At 70.2% G+C, this 18,797-nt stretch carries 17 protein-coding genes; 13 read left to right on the top strand and 4 right to left on the bottom strand.

Annotated elements, in window-relative coordinates; all coding sequences use genetic code 11:
• From eutB to ACWDU4_RS07345, 3 genes are all read left to right on the top strand, one after another.
• Positions 1–400 (top strand): ethanolamine ammonia-lyase subunit EutB (gene eutB, locus ACWDU4_RS07355; protein ID WP_450113211.1); only part of this gene is annotated, 400 nt, incomplete at its 5' end.
• Positions 397–1,203 (top strand): ethanolamine ammonia-lyase subunit EutC, encoded by an 807-nt coding sequence (eutC, locus tag ACWDU4_RS07350; protein ID WP_450113210.1) that lies wholly within the window; start codon positions 397–399, stop codon positions 1,201–1,203. The genes eutB and eutC, both read left to right, overlap by 4 nt.
• A gap of 70 nt (positions 1,204–1,273) precedes the next feature.
• On the top strand, positions 1,274–2,401 hold the full coding sequence (locus tag ACWDU4_RS07345; RefSeq protein ID WP_450113209.1) for an NDMA-dependent alcohol dehydrogenase: 1,128 nt from the start codon (positions 1,274–1,276) through the stop codon (positions 2,399–2,401).
• A 60-nt stretch (positions 2,402–2,461) separates the two neighbouring features.
• On the opposite strand, the gene ACWDU4_RS07340 is transcribed toward ACWDU4_RS07345, so the two are convergent.
• Positions 2,462–3,043, bottom strand: a complete 582-nt coding sequence (locus ACWDU4_RS07340) for a TetR/AcrR family transcriptional regulator (protein ID WP_450113208.1) — start codon at positions 3,041–3,043, stop codon at positions 2,462–2,464.
• 73 nt (positions 3,044–3,116) lie between these two features.
• Here ACWDU4_RS07340 and ACWDU4_RS07335 point away from each other — a divergent pair, with 73 nt between their 5' ends.
• On the top strand, positions 3,117–3,935 hold the full coding sequence (locus ACWDU4_RS07335) for an acyl-CoA thioesterase (protein ID WP_450113207.1): 819 nt from the start codon (positions 3,117–3,119) through the stop codon (positions 3,933–3,935).
• Between the two features lie 102 nt (positions 3,936–4,037).
• On the opposite strand, the gene mihF is transcribed toward ACWDU4_RS07335, so the two are convergent.
• The 3 genes from mihF to ACWDU4_RS07320 all read right to left on the bottom strand — a co-directional run bounded on the left by mihF (position 4,038) and on the right by ACWDU4_RS07320 (position 5,657).
• Positions 4,038–4,349, bottom strand: coding sequence for an integration host factor, actinobacterial type (gene mihF, locus ACWDU4_RS07330; protein ID WP_450113206.1), 312 nt, complete (start codon positions 4,347–4,349; stop codon positions 4,038–4,040).
• A 131-nt stretch (positions 4,350–4,480) separates the two neighbouring features.
• Positions 4,481–5,260 (bottom strand): enoyl-CoA hydratase, encoded by a 780-nt coding sequence (locus ACWDU4_RS07325; RefSeq protein WP_450113205.1) that lies wholly within the window; start codon positions 5,258–5,260, stop codon positions 4,481–4,483.
• A 193-nt stretch (positions 5,261–5,453) separates the two neighbouring features.
• Positions 5,454–5,657: a hypothetical protein gene (locus ACWDU4_RS07320; RefSeq protein WP_450113204.1), complete on the bottom strand. Its 204-nt coding sequence runs from the start codon at positions 5,655–5,657 to the stop codon at positions 5,454–5,456.
• Between the two features lie 53 nt (positions 5,658–5,710).
• Between ACWDU4_RS07320 and pepN the strand changes: the two genes are divergently transcribed.
• From pepN to ACWDU4_RS07275, 9 genes are all read left to right on the top strand, one after another.
• Positions 5,711–8,200: an aminopeptidase N gene (gene pepN, locus ACWDU4_RS07315; protein ID WP_450113203.1), complete on the top strand. Its 2,490-nt coding sequence runs from the start codon at positions 5,711–5,713 to the stop codon at positions 8,198–8,200.
• Positions 8,201–8,350: 150 nt separating this feature from the next.
• Positions 8,351–9,523: an LLM class flavin-dependent oxidoreductase gene (locus ACWDU4_RS07310; RefSeq protein WP_450113202.1), complete on the top strand. Its 1,173-nt coding sequence runs from the start codon at positions 8,351–8,353 to the stop codon at positions 9,521–9,523.
• On the top strand, positions 9,520–10,734 hold the full coding sequence (locus ACWDU4_RS07305; RefSeq protein ID WP_450113201.1) for an SfnB family sulfur acquisition oxidoreductase: 1,215 nt from the start codon (positions 9,520–9,522) through the stop codon (positions 10,732–10,734). Before ACWDU4_RS07310 ends, ACWDU4_RS07305 begins: the two co-directional genes overlap by 4 nt.
• 168 nt (positions 10,735–10,902) lie before the next feature.
• Positions 10,903–12,117 (top strand): acyl-CoA dehydrogenase family protein, encoded by a 1,215-nt coding sequence (locus tag ACWDU4_RS07300; protein ID WP_450113200.1) that lies wholly within the window; start codon positions 10,903–10,905, stop codon positions 12,115–12,117.
• Positions 12,114–13,526 carry an LLM class flavin-dependent oxidoreductase gene (locus ACWDU4_RS07295; RefSeq protein WP_450113199.1) on the top strand — a complete coding sequence of 471 codons (1,413 nt, stop codon included), beginning with the start codon at positions 12,114–12,116 and terminating at the stop codon, positions 13,524–13,526. Before ACWDU4_RS07300 ends, ACWDU4_RS07295 begins: the two co-directional genes overlap by 4 nt.
• A 79-nt stretch (positions 13,527–13,605) precedes the next feature.
• Entirely contained in the window at positions 13,606–14,955 is a 1,350-nt protein-coding gene (locus tag ACWDU4_RS07290; protein WP_450113198.1) for a styrene monooxygenase/indole monooxygenase family protein, read from the top strand.
• 233 nt (positions 14,956–15,188) lie between these two features.
• Positions 15,189–16,301 (top strand): dimethylsulfone monooxygenase SfnG, encoded by a 1,113-nt coding sequence (gene sfnG / locus ACWDU4_RS07285; RefSeq protein ID WP_450113197.1) that lies wholly within the window; start codon positions 15,189–15,191, stop codon positions 16,299–16,301.
• Between the two features lie 59 nt (positions 16,302–16,360).
• Entirely contained in the window at positions 16,361–17,548 is a 1,188-nt protein-coding gene (locus ACWDU4_RS07280; RefSeq protein ID WP_450113196.1) for a winged helix DNA-binding domain-containing protein, read from the top strand.
• A gap of 27 nt (positions 17,549–17,575) precedes the next feature.
• Positions 17,576–18,745: an amidohydrolase family protein gene (locus tag ACWDU4_RS07275; protein ID WP_450113195.1), complete on the top strand. Its 1,170-nt coding sequence runs from the start codon at positions 17,576–17,578 to the stop codon at positions 18,743–18,745.
• The last annotated feature ends 52 nt before the right edge of the window (positions 18,746–18,797 follow it).

Raw genomic sequence — 18,797 nt, 5'->3', positions numbered from 1 at the left:
ATTCATCGGCCCCGAGTACCTGTACGACGGCAAGCAGATCATCCGCGCCGGGCTCGAGGACCAGTTCTGCGGGAAGCTGCTCGGCCTGCCGATGGGCGTGGACGTCTGCTACACCAATCACGCCGAGGCCGACCAGGACGATATGGACACGCTGCTGACGTTGCTCGGGGTGGCGGGCACCGCGTTCGTGATCACGGTGCCCGGCGCCGACGACGTGATGCTCGGCTACCAGTCGCTCTCGTTCCACGACGTGCTCTACGCGCGGCAGATCGCGAACCTGCGACCAGCACCGGAGTTCGAGGAGTGGCTGCGTCGCCAGGGCATGGCCGACGCGGCCGGACGGGTGCTGCCGGTCGATGTCGCTGCCTCCCCGCTGCGGGCGCTCGGCGGCGTGTCGTGACCGACCACCTCGGCGGTGCCGAGACCGACCACCTCGGCGGTGCCGAGACCGATTACTGGGATCTGCTCCGGTCCTACACGCAGGCGCGGATCGGGTTGGGGCGCATCGGTAATGCGCTGCCCACCCGCCGACACCTCGAGTTCGTCGCCGCGCATGCCGCGGCGCGCGACGCGGTGCACCTGCCACTGGACGTGGCGCGCGTGGCCGACCGGGTGAGGACGCTCGGCCTCGGCGAGCCGTCGGTGGTCGCCAGCGCCGCGCCGGATCGCGCCATCTACCTGCGCCGCCCCGACCTTGGACGGGTACCCGGCGAGCCGATTCCCGTGCCGTCGGGTGGTCCCTACGACCTCGGGATCGCCCTGTGCGACGGGTTGTCCTCGACCGCGCTGAGCGCGCACGGACCGGACCTGGCCGCCGCGATCGTCGCCGCGCTGCCGGGACTGACGGTCGCCCCGCCGGTGATCGCCACCCAGGCCCGGGTGGCGCTCGGCGATCACATCGGGGAGGCGCTCGGTGTCACCACCATGCTGGTGCTGATCGGGGAGCGTCCCGGCCTGTCCGTCGCCGACAGCGTCGGTGTCTACCTCACCCACCACCCGCGACCGGGCCGCAGCGACGCCCAGCGCAACTGCGTGTCCAACGTCCACCCGCCCGACGGGCTGGGCTACGAGCACGCCGCGCGGGTGGTTGCCGCGCTGGTCGACGGCGCGCGGCGTCTCGGCGCGTCCGGGGTGGCGCTGAAGGACACCTCGCGGGACCCGGCCCTGACCGACGGAGTTCGGGAAGGCCGATCCGGCGATTAGCCGGACACCCGTCTGTATACGTGTCTAGGCTGGCCTTCCCGACTGTCGACGAGAGCAGGTGTGTGCAGCGATGAAGACCAAAGGCGCGTTGATCTGGGATTTCAATCAGCCGTGGTCGATCGAGGAGATCGAGATCGGCGACCCCCGCAAGGGGGAGGTCAAGGTTCAGATGGAAGCGTCGGGTATGTGCCACTCGGACCACCACCTGGTCACCGGCGGCATCCCGATGGCCGGTTTCCCGGTGCTGGGCGGCCACGAGGGTGCAGGCATCGTCACCGAGGTCGGCGAGGGTGTCGAGGACCTCGCCCCGGGCGACCACGTCGTGCTCTCGTTCATCCCGTCGTGCGGCAAGTGTCCGTCCTGTCAGGCCGGCCTGCGCAACCTGTGCGACCTGGGGGCGATGCTGCTCGGCGGTGCGTCGGTCAGCGACGGCTCGTACCGGATCCAGGCCAGGGGGCAGAACGTCTACCCGATGACCCTGCTCGGCACGTTCTCCCCGTACATGGTGGTGCACCAGAGTTCGGTGGTGAAGATCGATCCGTCGATCCCGTTCGAGGTGGCGTGCCTCGTCGGTTGCGGTGTCACCACCGGCTACGGGTCGGCCACCCACACCGCGCAGATCAAGCCGGGAGAGGACGTCACGATCGTCGGCCTCGGCGGCGTCGGCATCTCGGCGCTGCAGGGCGCGGTGAACTCCGGCGCCCGCCACATCTTCGCCATCGACCCGGTGGAGTGGAAGCGCGAGCAGGCGCTGAAGTTCGGTGCCACCCAGGCGTTCGCGAGCGTGGAGGAGGCGGCAGGCGCGATCGCCGAGACCACCGCCGGCGGCATGTCCAAGAAGACCATCGTCACCGTCGGCGAGGTGCACGGCGAGGACGTCGACCTGTGGATGGGCATCACCTCGAAGGCCGGCACCGTGGTGCTGACCGCGATGGGCAGCCTGCTCGACAACAAGGTCACGCTCAACCTGTCGATGCTGACCCTGCTGCAGAAGAACCTGCAGGGCAGCATCTTCGGCGGCGCCAACCCGCACTACGACATTCCGCAGCTGCTGTCGATGTACAAGGTCGGCAAGCTCAACCTCGACGACATGGTCACCCGCCAGTACCGACTGGAGCAGATCAACGACGGCTACCGGGACATGTTGGAGGGACGCAACATTCGCGGCATCATTCGCTACACCGACGCGGACCGCTGATCCGCGGGGTGCCGTCGGACGGGCGTTCCGGCGGCACCCCGATCCTTCCGGCAGGGAGTGTCACGGCGCCAGCACCGTCCGGCACAGGGATTCGAGTTCGTCGACGGTCGCGTCCAGGGGCGTCGAGCTGCCCTGTGCCTGCGCCAGCATCAACGCGCCCTCGAGCGCCCCGATGATCAGCACGGCCAGGGACGCCGCCCGCGCGGGTTCGGCGCCCTCACCGACGAGTTTCGCGGCGATCGCGTCGCACCAGGTGCCGAACGCGGTGCCTGCGATCTCCCTGGCGCCGGGCTCGGTGCCCAGCGCCGCCGCCGCGATCGGGCATCCCGACGCGTACCCACTGGATTCGAGGCCGCGGCCCCAGATGTCCACCAGGGTGCGGATGGCTTCGACGGTGTCGTGGGCGTCGAGGATCCGGCCGATCCTGTCGTCGATCCAGTCGGCCGCGGAGCGGGTCGCGTCCTCCACGAGCTGGGCCTTGCCGCGCGGGAAGTGGTGGTAGATCGACCCGCGAGGGGCGCCGCTGGCGGACAGCACGTCGGCGAACGACGTCGCGGCGACACCGCGTTCGCGCATCAGGGTGATGGCGCTGTCGATCATCGCGGCCCGGGGGCCGGTGGTGGGGTCCTGTCGTCTCGGCACTGCTCGCCCTTCTCGTTCGCTCCTGTTCTATGTAGGGTGTCATACATAGTTTCCGATCGCCAGGAGTTTTGACGTGACACGGACCGCCAACCCGACCCATCAGTTCGACGCCGCCCTCGATCTCGTCGCCGAGGCCGACGGCACCTTCACCGGCCGGACCGCGGCCGAGTACGCCAACATGGTCGGCCCGTTCGGCGGCGTCACCGCGGCCACGCTGCTCGCCGCCGCGCTGCGGCATCCGGAACGGCTCGGCGACCCGGTCTCGCTCACCGTCAACTTCGCAGGCCCAGTCGCCGACGGACCGTTCACCATCGACGCGCGACCCACGCGCACCAACAACTCCACGCAGCACTGGTCGATCGAGATGACCCAGGAGGGCGTCGTCACCACCACCGCGACCGCGGTGTTCGCCGTCCGCCGCGACAGCTGGTCGTCGACCGAGATCACCCCGCCCGTCGCCCCGGCGGCGGAGGAGGTCGCGCCCGCCCCGGCGCTCGACTTCATCCGGTGGATCGGCAACTACGAGATGCGGTTCGTCGAGGGTGGCCTGGACAGCGTCGGAACCGAGCGGGACGACTCGACATCCACCCTGTGGGTTCGGGACCAGCCCGCGCGGCCGCTCGACTTCCCCGCCCTCACCGCGCTGTGCGACGTCTTCTTCCCGCGCGTGTTCCTCCGCCGCGGCCAGATGAGCCCGGCCGGCACGGTCTCTCTGACCGTGTACTTCCACGCCGACGCGGACACCCTCACTGCGCACGGCGAGGACGCGGTGCTCGCGACCGCCCGCGCCCAGCACTTCGGCAGGGGCTACTTCGACCAGTCCGGCGAACTATGGGGCAAGGGCGGTGCGCTGCTCGCCACCACCCACCAGCTGGTGTACTTCAAGGCCTGACCCGGTCGCGCCGACCGGCACACCGGAAGGGTGCGCCGCCCCCGAAACGCACCACTGCCCGGCGTCCGAGTGGACGCCGGGCAGTGGTGGGAAGTCTTCGGCTCAGGCCAGCTTGGCCAGCAGGTCGGCCCGCTGACGGGCACCGAGGCCGGCCACGCGGCGGGTCTCCGCGATGCCGACGGACTCGGCGATGTCGCGAGCCTTCACCTTGCCGACCTTCGGCAGGGACTCGAGCAGGTACAGCACCTTCGTCTTGCCGACGAGTTCGTCGGTGTCGGCCTTGTCGAGGACCTCGACCAGGCTGATCTTGCCGGACTTGAGGTCCTCCCTCAGTTCGGCGCGAGCCTTCCGGGACGCGGCCGCCTTCTCCAGGGCGGCGGCGCGCTGTTCGGGGGTCAGGGTGGGCAATGCCATGAGATGTGCCTTTCTCGCGGTTCCCGGGGGAGAACCCCAGGCTGTTCCCGGGGGAGAACCCCAGGCTAGAGCGGCGGCGACCGTGAATCACGGTACCCGGCGCTCCCGCGTGTCGTGATGCGCGGACTGGGTCACTTACCGTGCCACACCGGTGTCCGTTTCTCCAGGAAGGCCGTCATTCCCTCCTGAGCATCGCAGGTCACGGCGTTGGTGGCCATGGTCTCCGCCATCGCGGTGTACGCCTGGTCCTGCGGCAGGTCGATCTGCCGGTAGAACGCCTGCTTGCCGATCTGCAGCGTCAGCGGGCTGGCACCGGTGATCCTCGCGGCCAGGGCCCGGACCTGCGCGTCGAGTTCCTCGGGGGCGACGACGAGGTTCACCAGACCCCAGTCCGCCGCGGTGTGGGCGTCGATTGTGTCGCCGGTCAGCAGCATCTGCATCGCCCGCTTTCGCCCGACGGCGCGGCTGAGCGCGACCATCGGGGTCGAGCAGAACAGCCCGATCCGCACGCCCGGCGTCCCGAACACCGCGGTCTCGGACGCGACCACCAGGTCGCAGGACGCCGCGAGCTGGCAGCCGGCCGCGATCGCAGGGCCCTGGACGGCGGCGATCACCGGCTGCGGGATCTGCTGGACGGTGTCCATCATCTCGACGCACGCATCGAAGATCTCCCGCTCCTCGTCGAGGGTGCGGTCGACCATCTCCGACAGGTCGTGCCCGGCGGAGAACACCGGTCCGTCCGCGGCGATGACGACGGCCCGTACCGTCGCGTCCGCGGACAGCTCGGTCAGTGCCGCGGTGACCTGACGCATCGTGCTGGTGGCCAACGGGTTTCGCTGCTTCGGCCGGTTCAGGGTGATGGTGCCGATGCCGGTCTCGGCGTCGACTTCGGTCCGGACTGCGTCGTCCATGGCGCACCTCTTTCGCGATCTGTCGGTCGAGTTCGATGCTACGACCGCGCCGCCGCCACGCGATGCCCCCGGAAAGGGGCAGCGCTCAGGTTCGCGGGGTGTCCCCGGTGGCGACGTGCATGACGCTCCCCCTCCGCGATCGCAGGCGGTTGTCGATGCTCCGTCGCCCGCGATCCCGAGGCGTTCCCGCCGATCAGCGGCCGAACAGCCCGCGCAGGAATCCGCCGGACGAGGCCGGCCGTTCGCAGGTGCAGCGCTTGTCGGCGGGGACGTGGCGCATGACCTCGTCGACGTGGTTGCCGCAACCCTTCCAGGTGGTCTTGCCGCAGTTGGGGCAGGGGGTGGGCTGGCACATGGTGGTGTCCTCTCGGTCCGGTTCCCGATCGATAATACCCATAGGGGTATATGTGCGCCCGGTCTCGCTGCCGATCACCTGGCAGGATCGACACCGTGAGCACCGCGAACCTGACCCGTGCCGAGACCGCAGCCCGCGCCGCCGCGGTCACCGTCCGCTCCTACCGCGTGGATCTGGACCTGTCGTCCGCCCCGGATCACGACCGACCCGGCTTCCTGACGGTCACGACGGTGGAGTTCGACGCCACCGCCGAACGGACCTGGCTCGACTTCATCGGACCGTCGGTCGACTCGGTCACCGTCAACGGGGAGCCCGCCGAGGTCGAGTACGACGGAGCCCGCATCGCCCTGCGCGGACTGGCCGCGTCGAACACCGTCGTGGTCCGGGCGACCGGCGCCTACAGCCGGTCGGGTGAGGGGCTGCACCGCTTCCTCGATCCGGTCGACGGACAGACCTACCTCTACACCCAGTACGAGCCTGCCGACGCCCGTCGGGTCTTCGCGTGCTTCGAACAGCCGAACATGAAGGCGCCGTTCACCTTCGCCGTGACCGCGCCGCCCGGGTGGGAGGTGATCTCGAACCGTCCCGCTGCCCTGTGGGAGGAGTCCGACGAGCGGCGGTTCGTGGAATTCTCCCCGACCCTGCCGATCTCCACCTACATCACGGCGGTCGTCGCCGGACCGTACCATCGCGTCGACTCCGTCTGGAGCTCAGGCGATCTCACCGTTCCGTTGGGGGTGCTGTGCCGGGCCTCGCTGGCGCGACACCTCGATGCCGACACCGTGCTGGAGGTCACCCGGCAGGGGCTCGACTTCTTTCACGAGCAGTTCGACTACCCGTATCCGTGGGGCAAGTACGACCAGGTGTTCGTGCCCGAGTACAACCTCGGCGCGATGGAGAACCCCGGCTGTGTGACGTTCACCGAGGCGTACGTCTTCCGCGGTGCCGCGACGGCCGCCCAGTACGAGGGCCGCGCCAACACGATCCTGCACGAGATGGCGCACATGTGGTTCGGCGACCTGGTGACGATGCAGTGGTGGGACGACCTGTGGCTCAAGGAGTCCTTCGCCGACTACATGGGCGCACTCGCAAGTGCCGAGGCCACGCAGTGGACCGACGCCTGGGTGGCGTTCGCGAATCGGCGCAAGGCGTGGGCGTATTCGCAGGACCAGCTGCCGACCACCCATCCGATCGTCGCCGACATCGTCGATCTCGAGGCGGCGAAGCTGAACTTCGACGGCATCACCTATGCGAAGGGGGCGAGCGTGCTCAAGCAGCTCGTCGCCCACGTCGGGCGGGACGCGTTCTTCGAAGGGGCACGACGCTATTTCCGAGCACACGCGTTCGGCAACACCATTCTCGCCGACCTGCTCACGGAGCTCTCCGCGACGTCCGGCCGCGACCTGGAGTCATGGGCGCGCGCCTGGTTGCAGACGACCGGCGTGTCGACGCTGACCCTCGAGCGACGTGGCAAGCGGTACGAGGTCGTGCAGACCGACCCTCGGCCACACACCCTCGGCATCGGACTCTACGACTTCGACGAGGCGGGCTCGCTGGTGCTCACCGAGCGTCTGAGCGTCGATCTCACGGGACCGCGCACGCGGGTCGAGCTGACCGAGACCCCGCTGGTGCTGCTCAACGACGGCGACCAGACGTATGCGAAGGTCCGGCTCGGTGGGTTCTCCGTACGCACGGTCGAGGCCTCGTTGGACCGCATCGTCGACCCGCTGGCCCGTGGCCTCGTCTGGTCGGCGTTGTGGAACGCCACCCGGGACGGGGTCCTGGATCCCGCGCGTTATCTCACGATGGCGCGGGCGTTCGCGCCGGCGGAGACCAACATGGCGCTCCAGGCGGCCACACTGGCGAACGCGGCATTCGCGGTGGGCCACTACCTACCGGCCTCGGATCGGGACCGGTGGCGCGGCGAATGGCTCGAATCATGCTGGGCGGCACTGCAGTCGGCGGATCACGGGTCCGGGTCGCAGTTGGCGATGGCGCGCGCCGTCGCCGCTGCCGCGACGGTCGACGATCGCCGGGCCGGCGACATCCGCGCGATGCTGGACGGGACCGCTCCCGCCCCGAGCGGACTGGCGCTGGACCCCGACCTGCGCTGGGCGCTGTGGACGGCGCTGGCCGCGACCGGGCACGCCCGGACGGCGGACCTCGACGCCGAACTCGCCAGGGACGACACGGCATCCGGACGCACCGCGCACCGGCGCGCGCTGGCGGCCCGCCCGGACGCCGAGGTCAAAGCGGCGGCCTGGGCCGCCGCGCTGACCGACACCACGCTCACCAACGACCACCTCGACGCCACCATCGGCGGGTTCCGGGCGGGGGAGCGCCGCGACCTGATCGCCCGCTACGACGGCGAGTACTTCGCCGCCATCTCCGACGTCTGGGAGCAGCGGAGCATCGAGATCGCCAAGCGCATCGTCGTCGGACTGTTCCCTGCCGCGGAGTCCCTGGACGCTGTCGACGCCTGGCTCTCCGGTCACGCCGACGCTCCGGCCGCGCTGCGCAGGCTGGTCGTCGAGCAGCGGGATCACCTGGCCCGGGACCTGCGGGTGCGCGCCCACTCCTGGTGATGGGGCGGCGCACACAGCTTCTCTCGCGTGCCGGTTCGGCATCGATACCCCTGACCGTGGTGGAGCGGTGTGCGCACCGCTCGCGGGGGATTGGAATCCCCCCGATCGCAACCCTGGCCGGGGCCGATCCGCGTCCCTAGCGTTCGAACAATGTCTCTGGCGTTCCACTGGTTCCTGCCCACCTACGGCGACAGCCGGCTCATCGTCGGCGGGGGCCACGGCACGCCCGCCGGCGCCGCGGGGGGTGACCGGCGGGCGAGCATCGGCTACCTGTCGTCGATCGCCCGTGCGGCGGAGGACTTCGGGTTCACCGGTGCGCTCACACCGACCGGAGCCTGGTGCGAGGACGCGTTCCTGACCACCGCGATGGTCGCCAGGGAGTCGGAGCGCCTGGCCTTCCTCGTCGCCTTCCGTCCGGGACTGGTCAGTCCCACGCTGGCCGCGCAGATGGCGGCGACGTTCTCCCTGCACGCGCCGGGCCGGATCCTGCTCAACGTCGTCACCGGTGGTGAGGCGCACGAGCAGCGGGCCTACGGCGACCACCTCGGCAAGGACGACCGCTACGCCCGCGCCGACGAGTTCCTCTCCATCGTGCGGCGACTGTGGGCGGGCGAGACCGTCACCCACCACGGTGAGCACCTCCACGTCGACGAGGCGGCGCTGGCGACGCTGCCGAATCCGGTGCCGCCGCTGTACTTCGGTGGCTCGTCCGCCGCGGCGGGCCCGGTCGCCGCCGAGCACTCCGACGTCTATCTCACCTGGGGTGAGCCGCCCGCGGCGGTCGCGGAGAAGATCGCGTGGATCCGCGACCTCGCAGCGACCCGTGGTCGAACGGTCCGGTTCGGTATCCGGTTGCACGTGATCACCCGCGACACCGCGGCGCAGGCGTGGGCGCAGGCCGACAAACTGGTCGCTGCACTCGGTCCGGACGCCGTCGAATCCGCGCAGGCCGGGCTCGCCCGCAGCGAGTCCGAGGGGCAGCGCCGCATGCTCGCCCTGCACGAGGCCAACCGGCGCAGCGGGGACTGGCGCGACGCCCGCAATCTCGAAGTGGCCCCGAACCTGTGGAGCGGTGTCGGGTTGGTTCGCGGCGGCGCGGGCACCGCCCTCGTCGGCAGCCACGCCGAGGTCGCCGACCGGATCGCCGAGTACGCGGCGCTCGGCATCGACGAGTTCGTGCTCTCCGGCTACCCCCACCTCGAGGAGCTGTACTGGTTCGGCGAGGGAGTGCTGCCGATCCTGCGCGAGCGCGGCCTGTTCACCAGCGGTCCCGGTGCTGCCGGGACCGGGAACGTGCCCTTCCTCGCGGCCGGTGCGTCGTGACCGTCGCGCCCGCCGCCGGCCGGATCACCGGAGTCGACGAGGCCCTGCGCGTCGCGGCAGGGCTGGCGGACCAGTTCTCCGTCGACGCCGCCCGTCGCGACGCCGAGAGGGAACTGCCCCACGACCAGATCCGGCAGCTCACCGCATCCGGACTGCTCGCGGTGACGGTCCCGCGCCAGTTCGGTGGTCTCGACGCGCCCTTCGAAGTGGTCGCCGAGATCTTCCGGCTGCTCTCGGCGGCGGATCCGAGCATCGGTCAGATTCCGCAGTCCCACTTCACTTTTCTCGAGGCGCTGCGAACGCAGGGCGGCAACGAGCAGCAACGGTTCTTCTACGGCGAGGTGCTCGCCGGGGCGTTGCTCGCGAACGCGCAGAGCGAACGCGGGCCGCACCCGATCAATGTCGACACCACGGTGCTCCGTCGCCGGGGGACCGACTATGTCCTGTCCGGGCGCAAGTTCTACAGCACGGGTGCGCTGTTTGCCGACTGGATCATGGTGCGGGCCAGCCTGTTCGACGGACCCGGCAGCCCCGATGCCGCGACAGGGAAGGCCATCGCGTTCGTGCCCCGCGACGCCGACGGGGTGACGGTCGTCGACGACTGGGACGGCATGGGGCAGCGCACCACCGCCAGCGGCACCGTCACCCTCGACGACGTCGTGGTCCCGGCGTCCTCGGTGGTGCCGTACACGCCGGTGTTCGCCGGCCCCACCACCTACGGCGCGCAGGCCCAACTCGTGCACGCCGCGATCGACGTCGGAATCGCGACCGGAGCGCTCGCCGAGGCGACCGTACAGGCCGGCAGGGCCCGTCCGCACTTCGAGGCGAATGTCGAGCGGGCGGTGGACGATCCGCTCCTGGTGCAGCTGGCAGGGGAGGTGACCGTGACGGTGCGGGCGGCCCAGGCGCTGCTCTCGGTCGCGGCACGTTCGGTGGACGCCGCGAGGGCGAATCCGAGCGCGGAACGAACGGCGGCCGCGTCGATCGACGTCGCGACGGCGAAGGTGGCGGCGGCACGTGCGGCGGTGGAGTCCGCGAACGTGCTGTTCGAGCTCGGCGGCACGCGCAGCGCGTCCGGTGCGGCGAACCTGTCGCGGTACTGGCGCGACGCCCGCACCCACACCCTGCACGACGCCACCCGGTGGAAGCTCCAGCACATCGGCCGCTGGACGCTCTCCGGCACCCACCCGCCGCGGCACGGCGTGATCTGACCCTCCGGCTGAAGGTGCCATTCGTGCGGTTGATCCGCTCGAACGGCACCTTCAGCCGTTCCCTCTTCCGGGGGTGGGGAGGGGTTCGATTCACGGCGAGTACAACGGGTGCGACTTCGCTGCGGGTGACCAAGGGTTGGGGGCACACAGCGGAAGGGGAACACAGTCGTGAGCAGTGCAACGATCGAGCCGGCGGTGACGGACCGGGAACTGAAGGAAGTGTTCGCGCCGATCTTCGAACGGATCGCGGAGGGCGCGGCCCTGCGTGAGCGTGACCGCCGACTGCCGTTCGAGCAGGTCGAGTGGCTGCGCCAGGCGCGCTTCGGTGCGCTGCGGGTGCCGGTGGAACACGGTGGTTTCGGTGCCTCGGTGCGGCAGCTGTTCGATCTGCTGATCGATCTGGCGGCCGCGGAATCCAACCTGCCACAGGCACTTCGCGTGCACTGGAGCTTCGTCGAGGATCAGCGCCTCGCCGGCGACGACCGCGCCCGGCGCTGGCTGCACGCCGCCGCCGCCGGAACGCTCGTCGGCAACGCGATCACCGAGCCGGGAGTGGGTGCCGCGGACCGGTACCGGACCACCCTCACCCGCCGTGGGGGCGAGTGGGTGCTCGACGGCGTGAAGTACTACAGCACCGGCAGCCTGTACGCGGACCACATCCTCGTCGCCGCCGACCGGGACGGCGAGCGGGTCTCCGTGCTGGTCGACGCCGCGCAGGCCGGCGTCAGCCAGGCTGACGACTGGGACGGGTTCGGGCAGCGTCTGACAGCCAGTGGAACAACGACATTCGAGAACGTCGCGGTGCCGGAGGATCGCATCCTCGGACCCGGGTACGGTGCGCCGGGCCGCACCTATGCGACGTCCTACCTGCAGTTGGTGCAACTCGCCGTGCTGGCCGGTATCGCCGCGCGCGCCGAGACCGACACGATCGACTGGGTGCGTGGGCGCACCCGCACGTTCACCCACGCCGCGGCGGACCTGCCCCGTCACGATCCGCTCGTGCAGCAGGTGATCGGCCGGGTCTCGGCCGCCGCATACGGCGCCCGGGCCGCGGTCCTCGCCGTCGCGGACGAACTCGACGTCCTCCTCGACGCCGGGGGCCAGGACCCCGAGCTGCTCGACCGGGCCGAGGCCGCGGCCGCCAAGGCGCAGTCGGTGGTGATCGGACTGGTCCTCGACGCCACCTCGGAGTTGTTCGAGGTCGGCGGTGCGTCCATCAGCGCGGCCCCGCTCGGACTGGATCGGCACTGGCGCAACGCCCGAGTCATCTCCGCGCACAATCCGCTCATCTACAAGCAGCAGGCCGTCGGCGCGCATCTGCTCAACGGGGACCCGTTGCCGTATGCGTGGAGCGCGGGCCGCAGGCCGGGGGTGTCGGCATGACCCGCCAGATCCGCTTCAATGCGTTCGACATGAACTGCGTCGCCCACCAGTCGCCCGGACTGTGGCGCCACCCGCAGGACCAGTCGCACCGGTACACCGACCTGCGCTACTGGACCGAACTGGCGAGACTGCTGGAGCGGGGCCTGTTCGACGGCCTGTTCATCGCCGACGTGCTCGGCACCTACGACGTGTACGGGGGCACCGACGAGGCCGCGCTGCGGCAGGGGGCGCAGATTCCGGTCGCGGACCCACTGCTGCTGGTCTCGGCGATGGCCGCCGCCACCGAGCACCTGGGGTTCGGGATCACCACAGGCACCGGATTCGAGCACCCCTACCCGTTCGCCCGCAGGCTCTCGACCCTCGACCACCTCACCCGCGGACGCATCGGGTGGAACGTCGTCACCGGCTATCTGCCCTCCGCGGCACGCAACTTCGGCGCCGACGACCAACTCGGCCACGACGACCGGTACGACCACGCCGACGAGTATCTCGAGGTCCTCTACAAACTGTGGGAGGGCTCGTGGGAGGACGACGCGGTGGTCCGCGACACCGCCGCCGGGGTATACGTCGACCCGGAGAAGGTGCACCACATCGGGCACCGCGGAACGCATTTCACGGTTCCCGGCATCCACCTGTCCGAGCCGTCGCCGCAGCGGTCCCCGGTGATCTACCAGGCCGGAGCCTCGCCGCGTGGGGTCCGGTTCGCGGCGGAGAACGCCGAGGCGATCTTCGTCGGAGGCCCGTCGAAGCGGGTCCTCAAGGACACCGTCGCGCGGATCCGGCGCTCCCTCGCCGATGCGGGTCGGGATCCGTACTCGGCGCGGATCTACGCCCTGTCGACGATCATCACCGACGCCACCGACGAGGCCGCCGCCGCGAAGCACGAGGAATACAAGCGGTACGCGAGTGTGGAAGGCGCACTGGTGTTCACGTCCGGATGGATGGGTATCGACCTGTCCCGATACGACCTGGACGAACCGATCGGCAATGTGGAGTCGAACGCCATCCGGTCCGCAGTCGCCGCGTTCCAGGAGGCCGACGACGACGGCCGGGAGTGGAGAGTCCGCGACATCGCGGAGTGGGCCGGCATCGGCGGGCTCGGGCCTCGCTTCGTCGGGTCCGGGGACACCGTCGCCACCACCCTGCAGGAATGGGTGGACGAGACCGACGTGGACGGGTTCAACCTGGCCTACGCGATCACGCCAGGTTCCTTCGAGGACGTCGTCACACACGTCGTGCCCGCACTGCAGGCCCGAGGCGTGTACCCGGCGAGCTACCGGGAGGGAACGTTGCGCCACAAGCTGTTCGGTCAGGGCGACCGGCTTCCGGACAACCACCGCGGCGCGCGGTACCGGCTCGGCGGCGACCTGTCCACCGTCACCGAGCGATTCAACGCGTACGTCGGCTGAGCCGACCGCGCACGACCGTCGGCTGAGCCGACCGTTCGCGACCTCTGCCGACCCAACATCAACTGCACCAGGAGATCTCATGGCACGCACCGCATCAATCGTCGGGGCGGGGCTGGCGGGAACCACCGCCGCGCTCGGCCTGCAGAACATCGGCTTCGACGTCACCCTGTACAGCGACCGCGACCGGGACTCGTTGCGCAACGACGTTCCCGCAACGGGAACCGCCGTCTACTTCGGCAAGTCGCAGGAGTCGGACTCGGAGATCCTCGAGGACCTCTACGCCGACGGCCCGCACTCGACCGGAATGAGTGCCCGCCTCCACACCGGGGTCGGCGACACCTACGGCGAGGTTCTCGAGTTCGACCCCGACTTCGGGTACATCGCCAGGGGCGTGGACGTTCGGCTGCGCGCCGACGACCGGCTGGGCCGCTTCTTCGACCGGGGCGGACGATTCGAGGTCCGGGCGGTCGACGTCGACGGACTCGACGCCGTCGCCGCCGAGCACGATCTCACGCTCGTCGCCACCGGCAAGGGCGGGCTGTCGGGCCTGTTTCCCGTCGACACCGACCGGACCGTCTACACCGAGCCGCAGCGGCACCTGCTGATGGTGACGTTGCAGGGACTGGATCAGGGGCCGGACACCTGGGGCCACCGTGGCGGCGGTACTCACAACCAGTTCAACCTGCACACCGACTTCGGCGAGGCCTGGTTCGGGCCGTACCTGCACAAGGACGCCGGGCAGGCGTGGAGCTTCCTCGGGTTCGCGAAACCGGGATCGCCGTGGGTGGAGAAGTTCGCCTCCGTCACCGATGTCCACAGTGCGCGCCGGGTGGTGATCGACCTGTACCGCGAGTACTTCCCGAAGGACGCCGCCGAGGTCGAGCAGTTGGAGGTGATCGAGGCGGATCCGCACTCGTGGCTGCGCGGCGCGGTCACCCCGACGGTGCGTCGCGCGGTCGGGCGCACCGCCGGCGGGCACGTCGTCGCCGCGATCGGGGACACCGCGATCTCGTTCGACCCGGTCGCCGGTCAGGGCGCGCAGAACACCGTCGTCCAGATCGCCGCGCTCGTAGCGGCGGTCCGGGACCACGAGGGCGCCTTCACCGAGGAGTGGCTCACCGAGCAGTTCGACCGGCACTGGAACACCCGCGGGCACGCCGCGGCGGAGGTCACCCGCCTGTTCCTGGGCGATCCGAAGTACGGCGAGTACGCCGACCTGTTCTTCCCCGCGGCGACGGTCAGCGAGCCGGTGGCCGCGTCGCTGTTCCGGTTCCTGTCCGAGCCGGACGCCCTGCTCGCGCTGACGAGCCGGGAGGACGTGCTCGCCTACATCGGCGAGGCGGCGGGAGAGCCGGCCGAGGATGTGCTGGCGCGCTTCGCGCCGACCTCCGGTTTCGCGGCCACGCCGCGCGCGCAGGTGGCGGTCTGACCCTAGGGAATCTCCCCGCCACCGTCCGAAGGTCACTTTCGTGTGATCCGAAGGCGTGAGGGGCGCCGTCGTCCACGAAGGGCGGTCGGTGGCGGGTTCGAGCGAAGGGCACCTTCGTGCGCATCACGCGCATGAAGGTGCCCTTCGGCCGGGTCGGGTACTGGGGCCGCGGTTGCGATCGCGGTGATCGGAACCGTTGGGTACAACGCGTGGCGCGGCTTCAATCGGTAGCCATGTCAACCGAACGCATCGCCGACCAGACCACGTTCGCCTACTGGGTGCCCAATGTCAGTGGTGGCCTTGTCACCTCGGACATCGAGCAGCGAACCAGCTGGGATTACGAGTACAACGTCAAGCTCGCCCGCACCGCCGAGAACAACGGCTTCGAGTACGCCCTGAGCCAGGTCCGCTACGAGGCCAGCTACGGCGCCGAGTTCCAGCACGAGTCGACCAGCTTCAGCCTCGCGCTGCTGCTGGCCACCGAGCGGCTGAAGGTGATCGCGGCGGTGCATCCGGGCCTGTGGCAGCCGGCCGTGCTGGCCAAGCTCGGCGCGACCGCCGACCAGCTGTCCGGTGGCCGGTTCGCGGTGAACGTCGTCAGCGGCTGGTTCAAGGACGAGTTCACCCACCTCGGCGAACCGTGGCTCGAACACGACGAGCGGTACCGGCGCAGCGCCGAGTTCCTGCAGGTGCTCCGCAAGATCTGGACCGAGGACGACGTCGATTTTCGCGGCGACTTCTACCGTATCCACGACTTCACCCTCAAGCCGAAGCCGGCGAACACTCCCGAGCGGCCGAATCCCGAACTCTTCCAAGGTGGTAACTCCACTGCCGCGATCGCCAACGGTGGCCGCTACGCGGACTGGTACTTCAGCAACGGCAAGGACTACGACGGCATCACCGCGCAGATCGATGAACTGCGCGACGTGGCCCGCGCCCATAAGCGTGAGACGAAGGTCGGCCTCAACGGCTTCATCATCGCCCGCGACACCGAGAAGGAAGCCCGCGACACTCTCCGCGAGATCATCGAGAAGGCGAACAAGCCGGCCGTCGAGGGCTTCCGCGGCGCGGTCCAGCAGGCCGGTGCGTCGACAGGCGACCAGAAGGGCATGTGGGCGGACTCGACCTTCGAGGACCTGGTGCAGTACAACGACGGTTTCCGCACCCAGCTGATCGGCACCCCGGAGCAGATCGCGGAGCGCATCGTCGAGTACCGGCGCCGCGGCGTCGACCTGATCCTGGCCGGGTTCCTGCACTTCCAGGAGGAGGTCGAGTACTTCGGCGCCAAGGTGCTGCCGCTGGTGCGGGAGCTGGAAGCGGCCGATCGGGAGCCCGCGGCCGTCTGACGCCCTGGCGGAATCCGTGTCCGGGCCGGACTGTCCGACCGTCGCGGCACAATGGGCGCGTGTCCACCCATTCCCTTCGGTCCGTCGACGCCACACAGCGCCGTGCGCGGCTCGCTCGCCGTCACCGCCTCGCGCCCGGAGTGGGCGCCGCCGATGTGGTCGATGCCGCCCGCAGCCTGGTCTGCCTGCACGGAACGGACCCGGCGACGATCTACCTGTCGGCCCGGGCCCGGGTGCCGGGGATGACGGTCGCCGACCTGGACCGCGCACTGTACGAGGAGCGGTCGCTGGTCAAGCACATGGCGATGCGGCGCACCCTGTTCGTGCTCCCCCGGGCGGCACTGCCGTTCGTCCAGGCCGGTGCGAGCAACCGGGTCGCCGACAACGAACGCCGCCGCCTCGTGCGGGAGGTGGAGAAGGCGGGGTTGTTCGACGACGGGGCGGCATGGCTGCGGGAAGCCGGCGACGCGGTGCTCGATGCGCTGTCTGGCGGTGAACCGTTGTCGTACACGACGCTTCGCGAGAAGCTCCCGCTGTTGAACGGCTCCATGTCCTACGGTGAGGGCAAGAGTTGGGGCGGTCAGGTGTCGATCGGGCCGCGGGTCCTGACCGTCCTGTCCGCGGAGGGCTGGATCGTGCGCGCGACGAACGACGGGCCGTGGCGGGTGTCCCGGAACCGTTGGGCCACAACCGAATCGTGGCTGGGTGGCCCGATCGAGACCGTGACCGAGGCGGAGGGTGCCGCCTGGCTGGTTGCGGAGTGGCTGCGCGCGTTCGGTCCCGGAACCGAAGCCGACCTGAAATGGTGGCTCGGCTCGACACTGACCGCGGTGCGAAAGGCGTTGTCCGCGCTGGACCTCGTCGAGGTCGACCTCGACGGGCAGGTCGGATACCTGATGGCCGACGACGCGGAACCGGTCGAGCCGGTCGAGCCATGGGCCGCCCTGCTGCCGGGCCTGGACCCGACGACGATGGGCTGGCGGGACCGGGACTGGTACCTCGGCCCTCACAAGGAACCGTTGTTCGACTCGAACGGCAACGCCGGCCCCACCGCCTGGTGGGACGGCAGAATCGTCGGCGGCTGGTGGCAGGACGACGCCGGCCGGGTGGTGGTCCACCTGCTCGAGGGCGTCGATCCCGCGGCGCGGCGAGCGCTCGATGCAGAGGCCGAGGCCCTGACCGAGTGGCTGGGCGGGGTCCGGGTGATGCTGCGATTCCCGTCGCCGCTGGCAAAGCAGTACGCCTGAGATGGCGAGGCGGCGCAGAATGCAGGGGTGACCCCTGCCGATGCCTCGGTGACGGAGATGGTGGACGCGGCCGACCTGGTCGACCACCACTGTCACGGCGTCGTGGTCGAGGACCTCGACCGGGCACGGTTCGAGGCGCTGCTCTGCGAGGCGGACGCGCCCGGGCCGTGGCACGGCAGCCTGTTCGACACCCGCGTCGGGTTCGCGGTACGGCATCTGTGCGCACCCCTGCTCGATCTTCCCCCCGGGATCCCACCCGACGACTACCTGTCGCGGCGGGCGGAGCTCGGCTCCGACGAGGTGTCGAGAAGGCTGTTGCGCGGAACCGGGATCGGCGACTTCCTGGTCGACACCGGGTATTCGGCGCAGCGACTGACCACACCGGGCGAGCTGGCGGTACTCGCCGACGGAACTGCTCGTGAGGTCGTCCGGCTCGAGACCCTCGCCGAGCAGACGATCGGGCCGACGACGGCGGCGGGGTTCGCCGATGCGTGCCGTGATCGGCTCGAGCTCGCCGTCGAGGGCGGCGCCGTCGCGTTCAAATCGATTGCCGCATATCGTGTCGGGCTCGACCTCGCGCCGGAGCGTCCGACCGGGGCGGAGGTCGCGGCTGCTGCCGGACGGTGGGCGGGCGCGATCGACCGCGGGGCCCCGGCCCGGCTGGCCGACGAGACCCTCACCCGGTTCCTCGTCTGGAGCGCAGTCGAACTCGGTCTGCCGATTCAGTTCCACACCGGCTACGGGGACGCCGACGCCGACCTGCGGCGCGGCGATCCGCTGCTGCTGACCCCGCTGCTCCGGGCCACGTCTGGTCTGGGTGTGCCGATCATGTTGCTGCACACCTACCCGTTCCACCGCCACGCCGGGTATCTGGCGCAGGTGTTCGACCACGTCTTCGTCGACGTCGGGCTCGCGATGCAGAACGTCGGCGGCCGCGGCGGGCGGGTGCTTGCCGAGCTGACCGAACTCGCGCCCTTCGGTTCGATCCTGTTCTCCACCGACGGCTACGGTCTGCCCGAACTGTTCCACATCAGTACCGCGTACTTCCGGCGTGCGCTGGCCGAGGTGCTCGGTACCGGAATCGACGACGAATCATGGTCCTTCGCCGACGCCGAACGTATCGCGGCGATGATCGGAGCCGAAAACGCTCGGCGGGCGTATCGGCTTCGGGCGCAGTCGGCCTCGTCTCACTGGTGAGGCCGACCCCGCGGCCCGTGGCGGCGGTCGCTGCCCGGGCCAGGTGTGGGGC

This window comes from Rhodococcus sp. NPDC003348, assembly GCF_053589375.1.
The sequence above is the reverse complement of the archived record's forward strand: the minus strand, read 5'-3'. Positions and strand labels throughout refer to the sequence as shown.